At 63.9% G+C, this 22,182-nt stretch carries 17 protein-coding genes, 1 pseudogene and 1 other annotated feature; of the genes and pseudogenes, 9 read left to right on the top strand and 9 right to left on the bottom strand.

What is annotated here, in order from left to right; all coding sequences use genetic code 11:
• Positions 1-38: 38 nt before the first annotated feature.
• The gene (gene yecR, locus C664_RS20350) at positions 39-620 is read left to right on the top strand and encodes a YecR family lipoprotein (protein WP_083483093.1); all 582 of its coding nucleotides are present in this window, start codon (positions 39-41) and stop codon (positions 618-620) included.
• Positions 621-783: 163 nt separating this feature from the next.
• Positions 784-1,248, top strand: coding sequence for an RDD family protein (locus C664_RS13090; RefSeq protein WP_004261251.1), 465 nt, complete (start codon positions 784-786; stop codon positions 1,246-1,248).
• A 302-nt stretch (positions 1,249-1,550) separates the two neighbouring features.
• Here the strand turns inward: C664_RS13090 and C664_RS13085 are convergent, their stop codons facing one another.
• Positions 1,551-2,441 carry an MBL fold metallo-hydrolase gene (locus tag C664_RS13085; RefSeq protein WP_038011788.1) on the bottom strand — a complete coding sequence of 297 codons (891 nt, stop codon included), beginning with the start codon at positions 2,439-2,441 and terminating at the stop codon, positions 1,551-1,553.
• 123 nt (positions 2,442-2,564) lie between these two features.
• Between C664_RS13085 and C664_RS13080 the strand changes: the two genes are divergently transcribed.
• On the top strand, positions 2,565-3,467 hold the full coding sequence (locus tag C664_RS13080) for a GlxA family transcriptional regulator (RefSeq protein ID WP_004261243.1): 903 nt from the start codon (positions 2,565-2,567) through the stop codon (positions 3,465-3,467).
• A 31-nt stretch (positions 3,468-3,498) separates the two neighbouring features.
• On the opposite strand, the gene C664_RS13075 is transcribed toward C664_RS13080, so the two are convergent.
• The 3 genes from C664_RS13075 to C664_RS13060 all read right to left on the bottom strand — a co-directional run bounded on the left by C664_RS13075 (position 3,499) and on the right by C664_RS13060 (position 6,346).
• Positions 3,499-4,730, bottom strand: a protein-coding gene (locus tag C664_RS13075; RefSeq protein WP_443080617.1) for an IS3 family transposase whose coding sequence is annotated in 2 segments (ribosomal slippage) — positions 3,499-4,439 and positions 4,439-4,730 — 1,233 coding nt in all. Because the reading frame shifts where the segments join, the coding sequence is not laid out codon by codon here.
• Positions 4,336-4,452, bottom strand: a sequence feature (AL1L pseudoknot). (Overlaps the previous gene by 117 nt.)
• 122 nt (positions 4,731-4,852) lie before the next feature.
• Positions 4,853-5,608, bottom strand: coding sequence for an enoyl-CoA hydratase (locus C664_RS13065; protein WP_038011787.1), 756 nt, complete (start codon positions 5,606-5,608; stop codon positions 4,853-4,855).
• Between the two features lie 18 nt (positions 5,609-5,626).
• Entirely contained in the window at positions 5,627-6,346 is a 720-nt protein-coding gene (locus C664_RS13060; protein WP_004261236.1) for an NAD(P)H-dependent oxidoreductase, read from the bottom strand.
• 183 nt (positions 6,347-6,529) lie between these two features.
• On the opposite strand from C664_RS13060, the gene C664_RS13055 reads away from it, so the two are divergent.
• The 3 genes from C664_RS13055 to C664_RS13050 all read left to right on the top strand — a co-directional run bounded on the left by C664_RS13055 (position 6,530) and on the right by C664_RS13050 (position 10,179).
• On the top strand, positions 6,530-7,522 hold the full coding sequence (locus tag C664_RS13055; protein ID WP_004261223.1) for a GlxA family transcriptional regulator: 993 nt from the start codon (positions 6,530-6,532) through the stop codon (positions 7,520-7,522).
• A gap of 325 nt (positions 7,523-7,847) precedes the next feature.
• Positions 7,848-8,915 carry a hypothetical protein gene (locus C664_RS20670; protein WP_157354137.1) on the top strand — a complete coding sequence of 356 codons (1,068 nt, stop codon included), beginning with the start codon at positions 7,848-7,850 and terminating at the stop codon, positions 8,913-8,915.
• Between the two features lie 22 nt (positions 8,916-8,937).
• Positions 8,938-10,179, top strand: a complete 1,242-nt coding sequence (locus tag C664_RS13050; protein WP_320415431.1) for an IS4 family transposase — start codon at positions 8,938-8,940, stop codon at positions 10,177-10,179.
• 71 nt (positions 10,180-10,250) lie between these two features.
• Here the strand turns inward: C664_RS13050 and C664_RS13045 are convergent, their stop codons facing one another.
• Both C664_RS13045 and C664_RS13040 read right to left on the bottom strand, forming a co-directional pair.
• A complete protein-coding gene (locus C664_RS13045; RefSeq protein WP_004261222.1) occupies positions 10,251-12,272 on the bottom strand; it encodes a sigma-54-dependent Fis family transcriptional regulator in 2,022 nt (673 codons plus the stop codon).
• An 86-nt stretch (positions 12,273-12,358) separates the two neighbouring features.
• Positions 12,359-13,132, bottom strand: a complete 774-nt coding sequence (locus C664_RS13040) for an acetoin reductase (RefSeq protein WP_004261220.1) — start codon at positions 13,130-13,132, stop codon at positions 12,359-12,361.
• Positions 13,133-13,590: 458 nt separating this feature from the next.
• On the opposite strand from C664_RS13040, the gene C664_RS13035 reads away from it, so the two are divergent.
• A complete protein-coding gene (locus C664_RS13035) occupies positions 13,591-15,390 on the top strand; it encodes an NAD(P)/FAD-dependent oxidoreductase (protein ID WP_004261219.1) in 1,800 nt (599 codons plus the stop codon).
• Positions 15,391-15,476: 86 nt separating this feature from the next.
• Positions 15,477-16,544, top strand: a complete 1,068-nt coding sequence (locus C664_RS13030; protein WP_004261217.1) for a 2,3-butanediol dehydrogenase — start codon at positions 15,477-15,479, stop codon at positions 16,542-16,544.
• A 38-nt stretch (positions 16,545-16,582) separates the two neighbouring features.
• On the opposite strand, the gene C664_RS13025 is transcribed toward C664_RS13030, so the two are convergent.
• On the bottom strand, positions 16,583-17,767 hold the full coding sequence (locus C664_RS13025; protein ID WP_156480719.1) for an IS4 family transposase: 1,185 nt from the start codon (positions 17,765-17,767) through the stop codon (positions 16,583-16,585).
• Between the two features lie 361 nt (positions 17,768-18,128).
• On the opposite strand from C664_RS13025, the gene C664_RS13020 reads away from it, so the two are divergent.
• Positions 18,129-18,737: a DUF1294 domain-containing protein gene (locus C664_RS13020; protein WP_004261213.1), complete on the top strand. Its 609-nt coding sequence runs from the start codon at positions 18,129-18,131 to the stop codon at positions 18,735-18,737.
• A gap of 6 nt (positions 18,738-18,743) precedes the next feature.
• On the opposite strand, the gene C664_RS13015 is transcribed toward C664_RS13020, so the two are convergent.
• Both C664_RS13015 and C664_RS13010 read right to left on the bottom strand, forming a co-directional pair.
• Entirely contained in the window at positions 18,744-21,812 is a 3,069-nt protein-coding gene (locus tag C664_RS13015) for an efflux RND transporter permease subunit (protein ID WP_004261211.1), read from the bottom strand.
• Positions 21,809-22,182, bottom strand: a pseudogene (locus tag C664_RS13010) (efflux RND transporter periplasmic adaptor subunit); the annotation flags it as partial. The gene C664_RS13015 and the pseudogene C664_RS13010, both read right to left, overlap by 4 nt.

Raw genomic sequence — 22,182 nt, 5'->3', positions numbered from 1 at the left:
CCGATTTGCGAACTGCTGAAGCACCTGTAGGAGCTTGTATGAAAGGAACAATGTTGGTTTTTGGGCTTGCGATGGTGCTATCAGGCTGTGCCGTCACTAAGGACTGGAGCGCAACAGGAGGAAGTCGCGCAGACGGCGTGGTGCGCCTCTCATACGAGCTCGGGGAACTCGAAACTGTCCAGCTCAACGAATCGCAAGCCGTAAGACTCGCAGCTCAACGATGCAAGACCTGGGGGTACTCCGGAGCGGAAGCCTTTGGCGGCACCACCCGTCAATGCAACAAACTCGGCGGATTCAGCGGTTGCGCACAATGGATGGTCACCAAGGAATTCCAATGCACGGGGACAGGAGACGATGCGCCCCGAACCGGCCGTAGTCCCACCACCGCGCCCTTTCCCATGCAGAAGGACGTGGTAGAGGGTTCTGTGCTTCCTGACGACAAGGAGGCAGAGAATGCGCAACTCGCTTTAGCGAACGCCGGTTGCCACGCTACACGGCTTCCCTTCAAGTTCAAGCAGCAGCACAACACCAATTACTACGAGGCCCGTTGCTCCGATGGTCGTCTCGTACATACGGTCTGTACGTTTGGGGACTGCCGCCTTCGTACGCGGGACGACTGAATTCGTAAGTTTCGGACGCTCGCGAATCGCTCTCAAGAGCGGCCAGCGGCTCCCGGAATTGCATGGCTGTCATCGCGCGGACTTGTATTGAACGCGATTGCCACCGCATGAAACTTCATGCCCACGACGCCCGCCTTAATCACCCGAACCAGGAAACAAAAAATTGAACACGATTGAATTGGAGTACGCAGGATTCTGGGCGCGAACCGGCGCCGCGCTGATCGACACCCTCCTCATCATGGTCATCACCTTTCCCGCGCTAATCAGTATCTACGGATGGGCGTACTTCGATGGTGAGCAAACAGGTCTCGTGGCAGGCCCGGCCGATTTCCTGATTTCGTGGGTTCTGCCCGCCATCGCAGTCATCGCATTCTGGATCATCAAGCAAGCCACGCCCGACAAAATGGCCATCTCGGCTCAGATTGTCGACGCAACAACCGGACAACCCGCTTCTGCCGGCCAACTCGTCGGCCGTTACCTTGCTTACTACGTCTCCATCATTCCGCTATTCCTGGGCATCCTTTGGGTTGCCTTCGACCGGAAGAAACAAGGATGGCACGACAAACTCGCCGGAACCGTCGTCGTCCGAAAGGTGAGAAGAGGCCCCGATCCGGTGCGATTCAGTTAATAACGGGAGACGGGCATACCACCGATGGGTGAGAGCGCACTATCGGCCATGACCAGACCGTCACCTGACCCGAAGAGCTGACGCTTAAAGGTCAGCTCCACTCCGAAAGCGGCCTGCTCGATCCCCAATGATCGACCACAACGGCCATTCACTTCCCTACTGGGAAGCGGCTTCAGTGCGCGCTACAACAGCCGCTTCAACCTCGCGCGCTTACGATTCCTGGCTACGATCACCGCGCTCTTCAGGAATCCGCTCCACAAGATCAAGGAGCGTCCACCCCGATCGGGATGGGACGCCATGGATCAAAACTTCAGAATCTCGCCATCAGCGGGAATCCGGACGCGATCCTCGATGCCGTTCTGCTGGACGTAGTCCTGCAGTTGCTCGCGGCTCAAGGTCATGTGATTGATCGCATCCATATGGACGGCGACGATGGTCGCGTTCTGCGCGCCGCGATACGCGCGGAGGACATCGTCCTTGCCCATGATGATTGACCCGGGGAAACCGACCAGACGAGCGTCGCCTGCGTTCAGGATGACCACGCTGGGTTTGAAGCTGGCCAAGGTCTGTTCGACCTCGCTGCGCCAAATGGTATCGCCGACGAGGTAGACGGTGGGCGAGCCCGGCGCCTGGAAGACGACGCCCATGGCCTCACCCAAAAGCTCGGCCAGCGGCTTTTCGGCATACATCTCATTCGTGCCGTGCTGGCCGCCAGCCTTCGTCAGGCGAACGCCCTCGAAAACGGTGTTCTCGCCAACGACTCGAACATCGGTGAAGCCCTGCGCACGAATGATTTTGGCGTCGGCTTCGTTCTGCACAAACAAGGGCATGCTTTTTGGAATCAACTGGTGCTCACCACCGTCCCAATGGTCGAGATGCGTATGCGTCACGATCACCGCATCCACGCCCTTCAGCACATCCTGCGCCGGCATGGGAAGCTCGACGAGCGGATTGGCCAGATGACTGCGAACCGTACCTTCAAAGCCCGGATAGGCGCCCTTTTTCGCCAGCATGGGGTCGATCAGGAAGACCTTGCCCGCGTAGCTGATTTTCGACGTGGCGTTGCGGATATGCTGCATCTGCGCCGCTGCCGTGGTCGGCGTCGAGACCTCGGCGGCTGCGTGCGCCGATATACCCACTACCCCGAGGGACAGTGCGAGCGCGATGCTACGAAAGAGTGTTATGGGCTGCATGTTGGTGCTCCAGAGACGACGTTGATCGGAAGCTGCATTGTGGGCAAGCTGCGCCTGCCATAAAATTGGCCTACAGGTCATCTATCGAAACTTTTGGGCCATTGCGCCGAGCACCATCGCGCCATGTCAAAACCCGTTCCTGTCGTTGCTCTGATCGTTCCCCCTCGGACCAGTGCGTTCCACTTTGCCGTGCCACTCATGGTCTTTAGCATGGAGTTGGCAGAAGGACACCTGTTCGACTTGAAGGTCATTGCGCCAGGTGGTCAACCGCTGCAGGCTGAACGCGCGCTTACGGTGGTGCCGGACGGCGGGCTGGAGCTGACGGAAACGGCAGACATCCTCGTGGTGCCAAGCTGGCACGACCTGGACACTCCCCCGCAATCCGATCTGGTCGATGCGCTGGTACGCGCACATGCACGGGGTGCCGACGTCGTAGGTCTATGCTATGGCGCCTATGCCCTTGCTTACGCCGGACTGCTCGACGGCAAGCGGGCCGCTACGCATTGGATGGGCGAACAGGACTTCGGCAAACGTTTCCCGGGCGTAAAGCTCGATATGAACGCCCTCTATGTCGAAGAGGACGGCCTGATCACTTCCGCGGGCACGGGCGCCGGGCTGGACTGTTGCCTGCATATCGTGCGGAAGTATTACGGTTCGAAAGTCGCCAACAAAGTCGCGCGAATGATGGTCATACCGCCGCACCGGGAGGGTGGTCAGGCGCAGTTCATCGAGCAACCGATGGCGTTTTCAACGCAAGATGCGCAGATCAATCGGCTTCTCGACTACTTGCGCGCAAACATCGCCAAGCAGCACACCGTTGAGGATCTGGCAGCGCGCACATCGATGAGTCGGCGGACCTTCACGCGTCACTTCAGCAAAGCGACCAGCATGACGCTGGTCGAGTGGCTGGTGAATGAGCGTTTGCAGCGAGCCCGCGAACTGCTTGAAAGCACATCGCTGCCAGTGGAGAAAATTTCTGATGTCGTGGGGTTTCAAACCCCAGTGTCCCTCCGGCAGCACTTCTGAATCGCCCCGGGTTTCGAGGAGGCCGGTTGGTTTAAGTTAAGACTGCGGTCTCTGTCTTCTCGGCGAGTTGCCGGAAGTAGTTTGCCTCAGCTTCGGCCGGTGGAATATAACCAATCGGCTCGAGCAGTCGGGTGTGGTTGAACCAGTGCACCCACTGCAGGGTGGCCAACTCCACCGATTCCCTGCTCTTCCAGGGCGCGCGGCGGTGAATCAGCTCAGTCTTGTACAAGCCGTTGATGGTCTCGGCCAGTGCGTTGTCGTAGCTGTCGCCACGACTGCCCACCGACGGTTTCACGCCGGCCTCAGCCAGCCGCTCGGAGTAGCGGATGGACAGGTACTGAGCGCCTCGGTCCGAGTGATGAACCAAGCCGTTGGCATCGGGCCGCCGTTCGTACAAAGCCTGCTCCAGCGCGTCGAGGACGAAATCGGTCTGCATGGTGCGACTGACGCGCCAGCCCACGATGCGCCGGGCGAACACGTCGATGACGAAGGCGACATACAACCACCCCTGCCAAGTCGAAACGTAGGTGAAGTCCGACACCCACAGCTCATTGGGGCGGCGGGCCTTGAACACCCGATTGACCCGGTCCAGTGGGCAGGGCGCCGAGGCGTCGGGAAGCGTCGTGCGGACCTTCCTGCCACGACGTACCCCCTCAAGCCCCAAGCGCCTCATCAACCGCTCGACCGTACAGCGGGCCACCCGGATGCCCTCACGGTTCATCTGCAGCCAGACCTTGTCTGCACCATAGACCTGCCAGTTGGCGTGCCACACGCGCTGGACCTCGTTTGCCAGGCTGTCGTCTTGCCGCGCGCGGCGACTGCGGAGCTGCGGGTTGCGTCGGCGTGCCGCATGGCGCCAGTAACAGGACGGGGCCATCTGCAAAACCCGGCAGATGGGCTCGACCCCGAACGTGTGACGGTGTTGGTCGATGAAGTGCTTTAGCTCTTCAAACGGCGGTCGAGCTCCGCCTGGGCGAAAAACGCGCTCGCCGCCTTGAGGATGTCGTTGGCACGGCGCAACTCCTTGTTCTCTCGCTCCAGTTGCTTGAGGCGCTCGCGCTCACTGCTCGTCAGCCCATCGCGCTGGCCACCGTCAATCTCCTCGCGCTTGACCCAGTCATGCAGGGTCTGCGGCACGCAGCCAATCTTGGGGGCGATCGATTCAATCGCCGCCCACAGCGAGGGGTACTCGCCTCGGTGTTCCTGCACCATGCGCACAGCGCGCTCACGCACTTCCGGTGAAAACTTCGATGATTTGTTCATGGCTCCATCTTCTCAAGAGTTGGAGCCTCCTCAAAACCCGGGGCGATTCACTTCAGGAAGCGCTTTCAGGTGAGCCCGAGGGACTGGCGTCGGACATTCGGTCAAGGTGAAGAGCGTTCTGCTTAGTCCAGACCAGCGAAATTCGGCTTCCGCTTTTCCACGAATGCCGCGAACGCCTCCTGGGCGGCTGAACTCTTCGCCCGCATCACAAAAGCTTCGGCTTCCAGATTGATGCGTCCCAGAACCTCGTCGGGATGCTTGAGCAAGGCTTTGGTACGGAGCACGGCACCCTGGGGCAGTTGTGTCAGACGGATCGCCTGCGCCAAGGCGAAATCCAGCACGGGCTGCTCTGCGATGACGCGATTGACGAGACCAATCGCCTGCGCCTCATTGGCGGACAGCGGGTCGCCGAGAAGAAGGATCTCGGATGCCCGTTGGTGACCGACGAGTCGCGGCAGGAGCAGACTGGATGCCCCTTCCGGGATCAGCCCCAGTGCAACGAACGGAAACGAAAAGCGTGCGGTGTCCTGCGCAAAAACCAGGTCGCAGTGAAACAGCATCGTGGCGCCAATCCCGACCGCGAGTCCATTGACCGCTGCAAGCACTGGCTTCTTGACCTGGGCGAGTGCATTCAGGAATCGGAAGGGCGGTGCATCCACACTCTCCGGGGGGGAATTCAGGAAGTCCTCGAGGTCGTTACCCGCTGAGAAGGCGTTTCCTGCCCCCGTGAGCAGGATCACACTGACGGACTGATCCGCATCGGCCGCGACCAATGCCTCGCGCAGCTGGTGATACATCGCCCCGGTAAAGGCGTTCTTCTTATCCGGTCGGCTCAGCTCGATAACTTGAACACCACGGTCATGTGAGCTCTTGATCATCCTAATCTCCTCGTTCAATCAAACAGCGTTGGAATCCGCGGTGAGCGGATAGAGTTTGTCGTCGTAGTCTGCAAGGCTCGGGAACTGGAGAGGGGTGGCGTCGGCGACCGACCGGATACGACTTCTCCAGGTTTCCAGGATTTGCTGTCGTGCTTCGTCGGAGACGTAGGGGACGTGCCAGCCAATGAACGGCGGCAACACCTGTAGTCCCGCATAGGCCAGCGTGCCTTGCAGGAGATGCTTCAGCATGCCGTCGAGTGGACCGTGGATTCCCTGCGTACCGAACATATGCTCCTGGCCGCCCAGCGTGAGGCCGACAAGCGCACGACGGCCCACCAGTCCGCCGCGGTCATAGAACCGCTTGCCCCCGTAGACCTGGCCCGACACGAACACACGGTCGATCCAGCCCTTGAGGATGGCCGGCGTCGAGAACCAGAAGACCGGAAAGACCACCACGAGCAGGTCGCACCAAAGGAGCTTGTCGAGCTCGGCGCGGATGTCGGCACTAAGCGTGCCGGTGTTGAGCCCGTGCCGCTGCTCAAGCGCATACGTGCAGTAATCGGGATCGGCGCGATCGCCAAAGTCGGCTGCCGAAGCCACCGGCTGAAAGCCCATGGCATACAGATCCGACACCTGAACCTCGTGGCCCTGCCGTTCGAACTCCTCGACCGCAGCCGACTTCATGGCCGTACAGAACGACTTCGGCTCGGGATGCGCGTGGACAATGAAGACTCGCATGATTTGATTCCCCTGTTTGATTGGTCACGTCCTCGCCGAAGATGGCACCGGTGATGACCCTCTAATGGCAAGTGCATCGCTCTTCCAAAGAGCGAAACGATCACGATGAAGGGCAGTTTAATGACCGGTCCAGACCGTGTAGAGTGGCGAATATGACTATTACTATGCGATTTTCGCCACGTCATGCCCCGTGCCGCAATCCTTACATTCGATGAGTGCTATGCCTCCAGCGTCGGCGGCTTTGCCGACATCCTGCAGGTCGCAAACTCGCACCTGCGGCGACAGCAAGGCACGGCCGCCGCACAGTTCGAATGGCGCTTCGTTTCCTCATCGGGGAATCCCATCGTGGCAAGCAACGGTCTGCAATTGCAGACGCACAAGCTGGAGCCGAGCGAGCGCTACGATCTCGTCTTCATCCCCAGCCTGCACTACGGGGGCCAGGGCCAGTTCGATCAGATCCTCGACCGGCTCGCCGACACCTCCGACTGGCTGGTCGCCCAGTGGCGCGCCGGGGCGTGGATCGCCGCGAACTGCACCGGCACGTTCATCCTGGCGCAGACCGGACTGCTCGATGGCAGAACGGTGACGACCACCTGGTGGCTGGAACGCCAGTTCCGCGCCAAGTACCCGAAGGTGGATCTGCAAATCCGCTCCGTGATCACCGAATCGGATCGGCTGGTCTGCGCGGGTGCTTCGGCGTCATACCTGCTGCAAGCCATCCGCATCATCGAGCGCTTTTCGGGGCCGGCCATCGCCTCGCAGACCGCCAAGAGCTTGCTGATCGACGTGAGCCAGACCAGCCAGGTTCCTTACCTGCCGCTGCTGGCAGAAAGAGCGCACTCGGATTCCCTCGTGGAACGTGCGCAGCATTGGCTCCAGAGCAACATGACCAAGGAATTGCGGATCTCCGTGCTTGCGGACGCGCTCGCGATCAGTGATCGCACGCTCATTCGACGGTTCAAGGCGGCGCTGGGCCAGACCCCGCTGGCGTATCTGCAGGATCTCCGGCTCGAGGCCGCCCGAGCGCTACTCGAGACGGGTGATCTGAGCGTGGAGGCTATAGGCGGCCAAGTTGGCTACAACGACACCAGCTCCTTTTCGCGGCTCTTTCGGCAGCGCATTGGGATGAGCCCCGGGGCGTATAGGAATCGGTTCCAGATCAACTCGGCGCCTTGACGGCATGACGCGTTGAACGACCTCTATCCAAGAGTCCGCCGGTGACCCCGGCTCGACGATTCGCCAGCCGCTCTCAAAGGACCGGAGGCCGGTCCACTCTGAAAGCTGCCGTTGCCCCTTTGCCAGCCCGGAACGACCGGAGTGGGTCGGCTCCTGTCGCACGGGGCAGGAAATCCCGGGGCTTCGCACAAGCGGTGGCGCAGCCCGAGGCGGAAGGATCTGTGTCCGCTAGGAGTTGCCCGTTGCTGTCACGTTCCATCTCATCGACATACATGTTTGTCAGCTGGCTGAAGCGGTGACAAGCGTTACGATTTGCACTTGACCCATGGCCTCATACGTAAGCCCAGAGCTCATCAGCGCGATGGGGTTTGAAGACACTCTAGTACCTGAGCGACTGATCGCCACGTTCTCCGGGTTTACCGTGTTCGAAGTCCGGGGAATTACGATCACTGACGAGCTTTCTCGGTCCGTTACAGGCATCGCAGCTGGTGTCAACTATCGGATTGGCGTCAGTGCAAGCGTGAATTCAGCATGCCGCGCAATCGCAGATGATGACTTCGTCGATGCCGAGATTGAGTGGATGAAAGAACACCAGGCTCAGGGACCATTTGCGCTCGTTCAGATTGGTCCAACCGAGGCTTACGAAGCGGAGGTAACGCACATTCGGCGCGGAGCTGATGGATCAATTACGACATATGATGCCTTCGCGTCCTCACGTGAAGAGATTCGGCGTTTGGAGCATCGAGCGTTGCCTCGGATCGCTGCAGCTCTCGCGTGCGCCTTTAACGAGCAAGATCGCTATGTCCGGCTGAAAAAAGTCGCACGAACGACTGTTGGCGAGCTACAGGACGGAACCACGCTTCATGATGTACGTTTGGAGTTTAGAGGCGAACTCTCCACTTCCTATGCAATAGGCCAAGAGGCCCTTCAGGCCAAGTTGGAAACGACTACATCGCTTGCGCAGTCCTTGAACGATCGGGTTGCGAAATTTCTCGCTCTAGGCCAAAGCGAGGAGGACCAGATGAAGAGGTTTCTCTACTTCTTTCTGGCACTAGAGATCGAAACTCATGCCACCTTCGGACGTCTTGATCACGGACAAGAGCTAGCAGCTCTACTGCACGAATCGGCGGCCACGCCCCCTACGCGATCACTTCTAGGCACGCAACTCTCCGGCCTAAAGAGCCTGCACGACCGGTTTGTCTGGTGCTCAGCGTGTTCGTGGACTCACCTAACTACCGATGACGTCGCCCTGTTCAAACAGCTTAAACAAGCGAGAGACGCCATCGCTCACGGAAATGTGTCGGACCCGCCGGCCGCAATGCTCTCAACTTTAGCTTATAGCCCTTGTGAACCCTATGGGAAACTGGTAAAATGGCGTTCGTTAAGTCATTGATAAATAGACAATATGAACTCGAATACTCGACCACGAGTCGCTGCTGTCCGAGTTCGCTGACTTTCTGCTCGACCCCGCGCTGGCCGAGCAGGTACGTCTTCGGCCTGGGGCCTTCACCCGCGATCGCAAGCTCACCCTGCCGCGCCTGGCGGCCATGATGATCTCGGGCATGTGCGCGAGCGTTCAAGCCGAACTCGACGCCTTTTTCGGTCGCCTGCATGCGGTGCCCGGGCGGATCCGCGAGGTCAGCGCACAGGCCTTCAGCAAGGCCCGCCAGGGATTTTCGGGCCGGCTGTTCGAATTGGCCAGTGCGCACCTGCTGCACCTGGCGCGCCCGCACATAGAGGCGGCACGCTGGAATGGCCGCCGCGTGGTGGCGGCTGATGCGTCGCGCCTGCGTGTGTCGACACGCAAGACGGCCGCACTGACGGCGGACCACTACGCGTTTGCCTTGTTTCTGCCGGGCACCGAACTCACGCTGCACGCCAGTCTGCATCCGGCCGACGGCTCGGAGCGGCAGATGCTGTTCGAGCCGCTCGACGCACTCGATCCGGCGCAGGATCTGCTCGTGCTCGACCGAGGTTACGTCGGCAACACCATGGCAGCGACGCTGGCGCAACACGGCATGGCCTTCTGTCTGCGCGTCGATGCCAGCGGCTGGCGTTGCGTCGCCGACTTCCGACGCTCGAACGAGGCCGAGCGCGTGGTCACACTGTCGCCGCCCACCGCACGCGATGCCAGCACGTTCGATCTGGCCCGCACCGCCACCACCGTGCGCCTGATCCGCAACATCGCTCCGAACGGCCAGATCCGCGTCCTGATGACCAACCTGCTCGATGCCCAGTCGTATCCGGCCGCGCAGTTCAGCGCGCTCTATCACCAGCGCTGGCGCGTCGAGGAGGCCTTCAAGCGCATCAAGCATCGTCTGCGCCTCGAGGCCACGACGGGGTTGAACTACCTCGCCCTGCAGCAGGACTTCGCCGCCAAGATCCTGGCCGACAACCTGTGCGCACTGCTCAGCGGCAGCGGCACTGACGACGCCATCCAGACCGGCTCCCGCCCGAATCGCACCTACGCATTCGGCGCACTCAAGCCCATCCTCGCCGGGTGCCTGCTCGGCATCGCTCAGGCATGGGCGGCATTGCCCGATACCCTGGCCGCCATGGGCCGCAGTCGATGCCGCATCCAGCCAGGCAGAAGCTACCCACGACCGCCCCGAAGCAAGCCACATTTGCATATGTCCTATAAGGGAGCGTTAAGTTGAGAGCATTGGGCCGCGATGGCCTCGACCTCGTTGAGGCAGCAGGCGCGGCAGGCGCTCGATCAGCGCGGCGATCAGGACGGCCTCTTGCTCCAGCGGGCGCAGCGCACGCCCAGCTGCAGGCGCTGGATGCGCCGGTGTACCGTGGAACGGCTCACGCCCAGCCGCCGCGCCACTTCCGAGACGTTGCCGTGGCATTGCGCCAGCAACTGTTCCAGCTCCACGACAGTTCCGGGCTGGCAACGTCCGCCAGCGCCACCCGCCGCGTCCAGCCCTGCGGCGCTGTCCATCGGCAGCAGGGATGGCCCGGCATCCAGCACATCGGCCGCCTGCAGGCTGTCGGGCAGATGGGCCGGCTCGATGACGCATTCCCAGGCCGCCGCGCCGGCCTGCGGCCCGTCGCCGCACAGCGCGACGGCGTAGCGCAGCACGTTGTTCAGCTCGCGCAGGTTGCCGGGCCACGGGTGGGCGAGCAGCATCGCACGCGCCGCCTCGCCGAGGCTGTGCTGGCTGCCCAGGTCGACGAGCATCCGATCCATCATGCCGCCGAGATCGCGGCGCTGGCGCAGCGGTGGCAGGTGCAGTTCCGCGGCGTTGAGGCGGTAGAGCAGATCCTGGCGGAACTGGCCGGACTGCACCAGTTCGGCCAATGGCCGATGCGAAGCCGACACCACACGGATATCGACCGTGCGCGGCTCGCGCGCACCCAGCGGCAGGACTTGAGACTCCGACAGCACGCGCAGCAGCTTGGCCTGCAGCGCCAGCGGCATGTCGCCGATCTCGTCGAGGAACAGGGTGCCGCGATGGGCGGCTTCGATCAGGCCCTGGCGGCCCTTGCTGGCGCCGCCCGTCCATGAGCCGGGCAGGTAGCCGAACAGCTCGCTCTCCAGCAGCGACTCGGGAATGGCGGCGCAGTTGATGGCGACGAACGCGCCGCTGCGGCCGCTGGCGCCATGAATTGCACGGGCGAGGAATTCCTTGCCGGCGCCGGTTTCGCCCTGCACCAGAATCGGCAGGTTCTGCGGCGCCAGCCTTGCGGCCTTGTGCAGCAGCGCGTCCATTGCCGGATCGCCGGCGCTGAGCGCCTGCAAGGCGGAAGACAGCGGCGCAGGCGTCACCGGGCGCGAGGCCGGGCTCAGCACACGCATCGGCTCGATCGCATGGGCGAACAGGACCCTGCCGTCGCAGGCGCGGACGATGCGTTGCTGCGCCGGACGGTCGGCGCGCAGATTGGGCAGGTGGCGCGCGTCGAACTGGAAGAAGCGTTCCAGCGGCTGGCCGATCAGCGCATGGCGCTGCCGCCAGTCCAGCCGTGCCGCCGCAGCCAGCAGGCGTGCGCCCGCGTGGGTCATGGCGTTGATGCGGCCATGCGCATCGAGGGCGATGGCGGCGTCCGGGTCCACGTCGAGGAAGTCCGGCGACTGGGAAAAGCGCAACACCCAGTCCCTGCGCGACTGCGCCATCAGGTTCGCCAGTTCCACGCGCCGGGCCGCCGCGACCACCAGATTCAGCGCCAGCCCCTGGCTGGCGCGTTCCTCGGGGGACCTGAGCTGGGAAAGATCGAGCACCGCCGCCAGTTCGCCGCGCAGGTCGTAGATCGGCGCCGCAGTGCAGGACAGCCGCGTGTGGGTGAAATCGAAATGGTCGCTCTGATGCACGATCAGGGCGTCGCCGGTGGCCAGGCAGGCGCCCACGGCAGAAGTGCCGGCACGGTCCTCGCGCCATTCGGCGCCCAGGTACAGGCCGGCGCGGCGCAGGTCGCCGGTGTCGGCATCCCGGCCGAGAAAATCCACCGCCACGCCATGGCGGTCGGCCAGCAGCAGCACGTAGTCCAGGCCCTTCAACTGCTGGTAGAGCCGCTCCAGCCCGCTGCGGGCGATGCGGATCAGCGGCTCGGATTCTTCCTGGTGCTGGCGCAGTTGCCCTTCGGGAACGATGACGGCTTCGCAGGTCCGGGCCGGATCGAGCCGGTGGTGGTCCAGGCAGCGGCGCCAGCTGCCGAGCACGGCCTCGTCCCTGCTGCCCCCATGCATGGGCTGCCCCAGCCCGAAGGCTTCGATCTCCTTGATGTGCGAGACGTAGGACTGGGGCGGCATCGCAGGCCCTGGCGCTGAGTATTTGCACTCGGACGATGGGCCTCCGCAAGCAAGACCCTCGTCCATCCACTGCAGTTTAGCGGCAGTCAGCGCAGCACGATACCGCCATCGATCATGATGGATTGCCCGGTCATGTAGTCCGAATCGGGCGAGGCCAGGTAGTGAACGAAATCGGCCACGTCCTTGGCCGTTTGCGGGCGGCCCAGCAGAATGCCCGACGAAAACCGCTCGAAGGCTTCGCCCGGTTTCGTGCCGAGGTATTTGCCCATTTCCTCGTCGATGCGGTCCCACATCTTCGTGGCGGCGACGCCGGGGCAATAGGCATTGACGGTGATCTTGTGCCGCGCCAATTCCTTGGCGGCACTCTGCGTCAGCGAACGCACGGCATGCTTGGTTGCGCAATACACACTCAGGAATTCGTACGATTCATGCCCGGCAATGCTGCAGGCATTGATGATCTTGCCGCCCGTGCCCTGCTTCTTCATTTGTTCGGCCGCGGCCTGCGTGCCATAGACCACGCTGTAGACGTTCACCGAAAAGACTTTTTCCAGGTCCGGCTCGCGCACGGCATCCAGCGGCATCACGTCTTCGATGCCCGCATTGTTGATGAAGACGTCGACCTGGCCGAAAGTGGCCACGGCATGAGCCACCAGCGCGAACTGGTCGTCACGCCTGGCGACGTTGCCGACGAAGGAAGTGACTTCGTGGCCGTTGCGCTTGAACTCCTGCTCGGTCGCGGCGAGTTGCCCGGCATTGATGTCCGACAACACGATACGAAAACCATCCGCAGCCAGGCGTTCGGCAATCCCCTTGCCCAGGCCATCGGCGGAACCGGTGATGACTGCGACTTTCTTGCTCATGATGCCTCCTGATGATCGAACGATCGAAAAAACCGGCAACGCCGAAAGGGAAAAACCAGCCAGCCGGCACAGCAGCTCATTCAGGCCCGTCTGCTTTCGATTGGCTGGCAATGGGTATTCAGCATGTCCGCGCCCGGGGCCTGGCTTGCCTGGATGGCGAAGCGTGTTGCGCGGCGGAAAGTGCCAGGGATTCTGGAATCAAAGCGCCTGCACGTGAATGAAGGTTTACCCACAAATGACATTGCACTGCAGCAAAGAGAATGCGACACCTGTCGCATGCATTGCCACACCTGAAGCGCCGAAATGGGCCACTGCATTGCGGACGCCCCATCCGCCATTCATCAAGCCATTGATTTCATGGCGCCCGAGCGACCGAAACAGGCATGGCACGGCGTTTGCAATGCCTGTTCCTGTCCGCATTCCCAAGCGGACACACCAACAACAATCCAGGAGACATCATGACCACAACCCCCGCCGCCCGCGCCCAGGCAATGCTGGACCAGTTCAACGCCGCACTGGCCAGACGCGATACCCAGGCCGCATCCGAACTGTTCGCCGACGAATCCTACTGGCGCGACCTGGTGCTGCTGACCTGGAACCTCAAGACCCTGGAAGGCCGGGCCGCCATCCGGCAGATGCTGGACGCGCAACTGGATGCCGCCTCGCCGGTCGTCTTCAGCCTCGCCCCCGGCGAAACGGTGGACGAAGCCGATGGCGTGGTTTCCGCGTGGATCGACATCGACACCAAGCTCATCGCCGGCCACGGCCACATCCGCATCAAGGACGGCCGCATCTGGACGCTGCTGACCACCGCGCAGGAACTCAAGGGCCACGAGGAGCCGCTGAACACGCGCCGCCCGATGGGCGCCGAGCACGGCATCCAGCGCGGGCGCAAGACCTGGCTGGAGCGCCGCGAGGAAGAAGCGGCCGAACTGGGCCGCAGCCAGCAGCCCTTCGTGCTGGTGATCGGCGGCGGCCAGGGCGGCATCGCACTGGGCGCGCGGCTGCGGCAACTGGGCGTGTCGCACATCGTCATCGACCGCTACCCCCGCCCCGGCGACCAATGGCGCAGCCGCTACAAGTCGCTGTGTCTGCACGACCCGGTGTGGTACGACCACCTGCCCTACCTGCCCTTCCCGCCGAACTGGCCGGTGTTCGCACCCAAGGACAAGATCGGCGACTGGCTGGAGATGTACACCAAGGTCATGGAAGTCAATTACTGGTCTTCCACCAACTGCGTGAAGGCCCGCTACGACGCGGCCCGCAAGGAATGGGAAGTGACGGTGGAGCGCGACGGCGAGACGCTGGTCATCCGGCCGAAGCACCTGGTGTTCGCGACCGGCATGTCCGGCAAGGCCAACGTGCCGAAGATCGAGGGCCAGGACGTCTTCAAGGGCGAGCAGCAGCATTCGTCGCAGCACCCGGGGCCGGATGCCTACCGCGGCAAGAAGGTGGTGGTGATCGGCGCCAACAACTCCGCGCACGACATCTGCGCCGCGCTGTGGGAACACGGCGCCGACGTGACGATGGTGCAGCGCTCCTCCACCCACATCGTGCGCTCGGATTCGCTGATGGACATCGGCCTGGGCGACCTGTATTCCGAGCGCGCCGTCGCCAACGGCGTGACGACGAAGAAGGCCGACCTGATCTTCGCCTCGCTGCCCTACCGCATCATGGCGGACTTCCAGATCCCGCTGTACGACCGCATCCGCGAGCGCGACGCCGAGTTCTACCGCAAGCTCGAGGAAGCCGGCTTCATGCTCGACTTCGGCGACGACGGCTCGGGCCTGTTCATGAAGTATCTGCGCCGCGCTTCGGGCTACTACATTGATGTCGGCGCCTGCGATCTGGTCATCGACGGCAGCATCAAGCTGCAGTCGGGCAAGGACATCAGCCACCTGACCGAGAACGCCGTGGTGCTGGACGACGGCACCGAATTGCCCGCCGACCTCGTCGTCTATGCCACCGGCTATGGCTCGATGAACGGATGGGTCGCCGATCTGGTCAGCCAGGAAGTGGCCGACAAGGTCGGCAAGGTCTGGGGGCTGGGTTCGGACACGACCAAGGACCCCGGCCCCTGGGAAGGCGAACAGCGCAACATGTGGAAGCCCACGCAGCAGGAAAACATGTGGTTCCACGGCGGCAACCTGCACCAGTCGCGCCACTACTCGCTATACCTGGCGCTGCAGTTGAAAGCGCGCCAGGAAGATCTGCCGGTGCAGGTCTATGGCCTGCAGGAAGTGCATCACCTGCGCTGACCAGCCGGTTTCCGGAGTGCCTCCCCAGCGAGGGGCGAGACACTCCGGCGACAACCACAGAAGATCACGAGCACGGAGTTTGACCCATGAAAGCAGCACGTTTTTACGACCGCGGCGACATCCGCATCGAAGACATCCCCGAACCCGTCGTGGCGCCGGGCACCGTCGGCATCGAAGTGGCCTGGTGCGGCATCTGCGGCACCGACCTGCACGAGTTCATGGAAGGGCCGATCTTCATTCCGCCCTGCGGCCATCCGCACCCGATTTCCGGGGAATCCGCTCCCGTCACCATGGGCCACGAGTTTTCCGGCGTGGTGTATGCGGTCGGCGAAGGCGTGGACGACATCGAAGTCGGCCAGCATGTGGTGGTCGAACCCTACATCGTGGCCGACGACGTGCCCACGGGACCGGGCCAGAATTACCACTTGTCGAAGAACATGAACTTCATCGGCCTGGGCGGCCGCGGCGGCGGCCTGTCCGAAAAGATCGCCGTCAAGCGCCGCTGGGTGCACCCGATCTCCAGGAACATCCCGCTGGACCAGGCCGCCCTGATCGAACCCTTGTCGGTGGGCCACCACGCCTGGAGCCGCAGCGGCGCCAAGGCCGGCGATGTGGCCCTGGTCGGCGGCGCCGGCCCGATCGGCCTGCTGCTGTCGGCGATCCTGAAAGCCAAGGGCCTGACCGTCATCATCACCGAGCTGAGCGCCAAGCGTAAGGAAAAGGCCCGCGAATCCGGCGTCGCCGATCACATCCTGGACCCGTCCGAAGTGGATGTGGTGGCGGAAACGATGAAGCTCACCGGCGACAAGGGCGTGGACGTGTCCTTCGAATGCACCAGCGTGAACAAGGTGCTGGACGCCCTGGTGGCCGCGACCAAGCCCACCGGCGTGGTGGTGATCGTGTCGATCTGGAGCCATCCGGCCACCATCAACGTGCACAGCGTGGTGATGAAGGAGCTGGACGTGCGCGGCACCATCGCCTACTGCAACGACCATCGGGAAACCATCAAGCTGGTGGAACAGGGGAAGATCGACCTGGAGCCTTTCATCACCCAGCGCATCCAGCTGGACGACCTGGTTTCACAAGGCTTCGACACCCTGATCCACAACAATGAGTCGGCGGTGAAGATCATCGTTCAGCCGCGATTGAAGTAAGCCGGCCTTTGCTCCCATCCTCCTTTCACCCAATGCTCTCAACTTAACGCTCCCTTATAGGACATATGCAAATGTGGCTTGCTTCGGGGCGGTCGTGGGTAGCTTCTGCCTGGCTGGATGCGGCATCGACTGCGGCCCATGGCGGCCAGGGTATCGGGCAATGCCGCCCATGCCTGAGCGATGCCGAGCAGGCACCCGGCGAGGATGGGCTTGAGTGCGCCGAATGCGTAGGTGCGATTCGGGCGGGAGCCGGTCTGGATGGCGTCGTCAGTGCCGCTGCCGCTGAGCAGTGCGCACAGGTTGTCGGCCAGGATCTTGGCGGCGAAGTCCTGCTGCAGGGCGAGGTAGTTCAACCCCGTCGTGGCCTCGAGGCGCAGACGATGCTTGATGCGCTTGAAGGCCTCCTCGACGCGCCAGCGCTGGTGATAGAGCGCGCTGAACTGCGCGGCCGGATACGACTGGGCATCGAGCAGGTTGGTCATCAGGACGCGGATCTGGCCGTTCGGAGCGATGTTGCGGATCAGGCGCACGGTGGTGGCGGTGCGGGCCAGATCGAACGTGCTGGCATCGCGTGCGGTGGGCGGCGACAGTGTGACCACGCGCTCGGCCTCGTTCGAGCGTCGGAAGTCGGCGACGCAACGCCAGCCGCTGGCATCGACGCGCAGACAGAAGGCCATGCCGTGTTGCGCCAGCGTCGCTGCCATGGTGTTGCCGACGTAACCTCGGTCGAGCACGAGCAGATCCTGCGCCGGATCGAGTGCGTCGAGCGGCTCGAACAGCATCTGCCGCTCCGAGCCGTCGGCCGGATGCAGACTGGCGTGCAGCGTGAGTTCGGTGCCCGGCAGAAACAAGGCAAACGCGTAGTGGTCCGCCGTCAGTGCGGCCGTCTTGCGTGTCGACACACGCAGGCGCGACGCATCAGCCGCCACCACGCGGCGGCCATTCCAGCGTGCCGCCTCTATGTGCGGGCGCGCCAGGTGCAGCAGGTGCGCACTGGCCAATTCGAACAGCCGGCCCGAAAATCCCTGGCGGGCCTTGCTGAAGGCCTGTGCGCTGACCTCGCGGATCCGCCCGGGCACCGCATGCAGGCGACCGAAAAAGGCGTCGAGTTCGGCTTGAACGCTCGCGCACATGCCCGAGATCATCATGGCCGCCAGGCGCGGCAGGGTGAGCTTGCGATCGCGGGTGAAGGCCCCAGGCCGAAGACGTACCTGCTCGGCCAGCGCGGGGTCGAGCAGAAAGTCAGCGAACTCGGACAGCAGCGACTCGTGGTCGAGTATTCGAGTTCATATTGTCTATTTATCAATGACTTAACGAACGCCATTTTACCCGTTTCCCATAGGGTTCACAAGGGCTATAAGCTAAAGCTGAGAGCATTGCCGCCGGCCGGCTATGCAAAGAGCGCAGAGCAGTTGGCAATTCGAATCCTCAGTTCTCGAAGCGGTTAGCATGTTGTCTGGTCTAGGTACTGATGCGCAAGCTCTGTATTGGGCGACAGCTTTCTATCGATACCAATGACCACTTTGGGTCGACAGCGGACAAACTGACCGACCTACGCCCAGTTCTGCCTCGAGCCCCAGAATCATGCGCTACCAAGGCCGTATCACCTCCTGGAAAGACGACAAAGGCTTTGGCTTCATCACGCCCAATGGCGGGGGTGAGCCGGTCTTTCTCCACATCAGCAGCTTCTCGGGCCGGTCGCGTCGGCCGGAAGGCGACGAACTGGTGACCTACGAGCGCGTCACCGACGACAAGGGACGCACGCAGGCAAGGAAGGTGGCCTATGTGGGCGAGCGGGTCGAGGGTGCTCCCGGGCGCAGCGTGCTGCCGTTGCTCTTTGCCGCGGCGTTTCTGCTCTTCATTGGCGCGGCCGTCTTCTACGGTCGGCTTCCGGTGGCCGTCCTCGGGCTGTACGGGGCGGCGAGTGTCGTAGCCTTTATCGCCTATTGGGCCGACAAGTCGGCGGCGAAGCGCAACCAATGGCGCACGCAGGAAAGCACCTTGCACCTCTTCGCGCTGCTCGGCGGCTGGCCGGGCGCGCTGGCGGCGCAGCGGGTGTTCCGGCACAAGACCTCCAAGCCGTCGTTCCAGGCGGTGTACTGGATCACCGTGGTGCTGAACTGCGCGGCGCTCGGCTGGTTGCTGTCGCCTTACGGCGCGCAGACGCTGCAGGCGGTGATCGGGGCGATCTGACCCGCCTCACCCCCGCCCCAGCTTGAACCACAGCGCATACAGCGCCGGCACGAACAGCAGCGTGATCGCCGTGCCCACGGCCACGCCCCCGATCAGCACGTAGGCGAGCGGGCCCCAGAAGGTGTCGAGCGTGAGCGGGATGAAGGCGAAGGCGGCGGCGAGTGCGGTGAGGATGACCGGGCGCGCGCGCTGCACGGCGGCCTCGACGACGCCGTCGAAGGCGTTCATGCCTTCCTCGAAGTTGTCGGCAACCTGCTGGGTGAGGATGAGCGTGTTGCGCATGAGGATGCCGGCCAGGCCGGTAAGGCCCAGCAGCGCGACGAAGCCGAAGGGCTGGTTGAACAGCAGCAGCGCCAGCACCGCGCCGATGAGCCCCAGCGGGGCGGTGGCGACGACGATGAAGGTGCCGGCGAAGGTGCGCATCTGCAGCATGATGAAGATGAGCATGAAGGCGACCATGACCGGCTGCAGCTTCTGGATGGAGGCGTTGGCCTTGCCCGACTGCTCGACCGCGCCGGAGATTTCGAGGTAGTAGCCGGCTGGCAGCTGGCTGCGCAGTTCGGCCAGCGCCTTCCAGACCTCGGCGGTGACGTCGTTGGGCTGGGCGCCTTCGACGTCGCCCTGTACCGATAGCGACAGCTCTCGGTTGTAGCGCTTGATGACCGGCTCCTCGAAGCGCAGCGCGAGGCGGCCAAGCTGGCTGGCGGGCAGCTTGCGGCCGTCGGGGGTCAGGATCTCGAGCGTCGACAGGCTTTCGGCGTCGAGCCGCTGGCCGCCGTTGGCGCCGCGGGCGATGACGTCCACGGTGCGCACGTCCTGCCGCACCTGGGTGACACGCACGCCGCTGAACTGGAACTGCAGCTGCTGCGCCACGTCCTGCGGGGTGAGACCGAGCAGGCGCAGGCGTTCGGTGTCCATCTCCAGGTGCAGCACGGGGGCGCGCTCGTCCCATTCCAGGTGCGGATCGACCACGTGCGGGTTGGCCGCCATGATCTCGCGCACCCGATGCGCGATGCGGCGCACTTCCAGCGCGTCGGCGCCGACCACGCGGAAGGCCACCGGCCAGATCACCGGCGGGCCGTACAGCAGGCGCGACACGCGCACCCGCGCCTCGGGAAAGGCGCCTTCGTCGATGTGGCGCTGCAGCTCGGTCATGATGCGGGTGCGGGCGGGCACGTCCTGGCTGACGGCGATGATCTTGGCGAAGGCCGGATCGGGCGGTTCGGGGTTGGCGGCGAGGAAGAAGCGCGGCGCGCCGCCGCCGACGTAGCTCGACAGCGTGCGCACGTCCGACATGGGCGCGAGGATGGCTTCGATCTTGCGCACGGTGGCGTCGGTAGCGCCGATGCTGCTGCCTTGCGGCAGATAGACGCTGATGAGCACCTCGGGGCGGTCGGAGCTGGGGAAGAACTGCTTCTGCACCAGCGTGACCATGCCGACCACCGCCACCACGAGCAGACCGAGCGTGCCGAACACCACCGACTTGCGCCACGTGACGCACCAGGTGATGAGCCGGCGCAGGCGGCGGAACATGGGGGTCTGGTACACGCTGGCGTGGTCATGCACGTTCTCGCGCGCCACTTCGGGCAGCATCTTCACCCCCAGATAGGGGGCGAACACCACCGCCACCAGCCACGACACCAGCAGCGACAGCGCCAGCACCCAGAAGATGTTGCCGGCGTACTCGCCCACCGACGAGCGCGCGAAGCCGATCGGCAGAAAGCCCGCCACCGTGACCAGCGTGCCGCACAGCATGGGCGCGGCGGTCACGTTCCAGGCATGGGCGGCCGCGCGCACGCGGTCCCAGCCTTCCTCCATCTTCACCAGCATCATCTCGACGGCGATGATGGCGTCGTCCACCAGCAGGCCCAGGCCGATGATGAGCGCGCCGAGCGAGATGCGGTCGAGGTTGATGCCCATCAGCTGCATCACCAGGAAGGTGATGCCCAGCGTCAGCGGCACCGCGATGCCCACCACCAGCCCGGCGCGCCAGCCGATGGCCAGCATGCTGACGGCGACCACCACCGCCACGGCGACGAGGAACTTGATCTGGAAGAGATTGACCGCACCGGCGATGGCCTCGGCCTGGTTGGTCAGCACCTCGAGCGAAATGCCCAGCGGCAGGCGTGCGCGTTCGGCCTCGATGAAGGCGGCCAGCCTTTTGCCCAGCGCCAGCCCGTTCTCGCCCTTGGCCATGACCATGCCCAGCAACACCGCATCCTCGCCGCGCGAGCGCACCAGATAGCCCGGCGGGTCTTCGTAGCCGCGCTCGATGGTGGCGATGTCGCCCAGATGCAGCACGCGGTCGCCAGCGGGGTCGGAAATGCGGATGGGCACGGCGGCGAGCTGCGCCGGGTCGGAGAGGTCGGCGTCGAGCCGCAGGTACAGGCGCGGACCGTCGGTCTCGATGCTGCCGGCCGGCAGCAAGCGGTTGTGCGCGGCGATGGCGTCGAACACCGCCTGCGGCGACAGGCCCAGGTTGACCAGCGTGGCGTTGTCGAAGGACACATACACCCGCTCCGGGCGCTCGCCCAGCACCTGCGCCTTGTGCACGCCGGGCACGTGCTGCAGGCGGTCGCGGATCGCCTCTGCCTCGCGCACCAACTCGCGCATCGGCATGCCCGGCGCGGTCAGCGCGATGAGGCTGAAGTAGGTGTCGGCGAAGTCCTCGTTGACGATGGGGCCGATGACGCCCGCGGGCAGGCTGGCGGCCTCGTCCTGCATGCGCTTGCGCACGTCGTACTTGAGCGCCGGCACCTGCGCCGGCGGCGTGTAGTCGTGGAACTCCACCTGCAGGTTGGCCGAGCCGGGGCGTACCGTGGTGATGATCCGGTAGATGTTCTCGACGTCCTGGATGCGCTTTTCCAGCCGGTCGACGACCTGCTCCTGCATCTCCTGCGGCGTGGCGCCGGGCCAGACCGCATTGACGACCAGGACGCGCATCGTGAATGACGGATCTTCCGCGCGCCCGAGCGACAGGAAGGCATAGATGCCGGCCAGTATCGACAGGACGAGGAAGAAGAACGTGACCGAGCGCTCGCGCACGGCGAGCGCCGACAGGTTGGGGAAGCTCATCGCGGCAGCTCCCGCACCGCCATGTTGTCGACAAGCAGGTGGGTGCCGAGGGCGACGACGCGATCATCCGCGGCCAGCGCGCCACGCACGCGCACGGTGTCGCCGTCGGTGGCGAGCAGCGTGACCGGCACCGGGCTGACGGTGCCCTCTTTCACGCGCCACACACGCGGCCCCGCGCCGCGTTCGTTGAGGGCGCCCAGCGGCAGCACGAACTCGCCTTCGGCCGCGGCCGCGCTGCGGAAGCGGGCACGCACCACGGCGCCCAGCACCAGCGCGTCCTGCGCGCCGCGCACCGTGTAGCGCGCGCGCAGCGTGCGGCCCTGGCGCTCGACGGCGCCGGCGGTCTCGCGCAGTGCCAGCGGCAGGCTGG

The organism is Thauera sp. 63, assembly GCF_000310165.2.
GTDB classification, from domain to species: Bacteria; Pseudomonadota; Gammaproteobacteria; order Burkholderiales; family Rhodocyclaceae; genus Thauera; species Thauera humireducens.
Note: the sequence above shows the minus strand (reverse complement) of the source record. Positions and strands in the feature narration are given on the sequence as shown.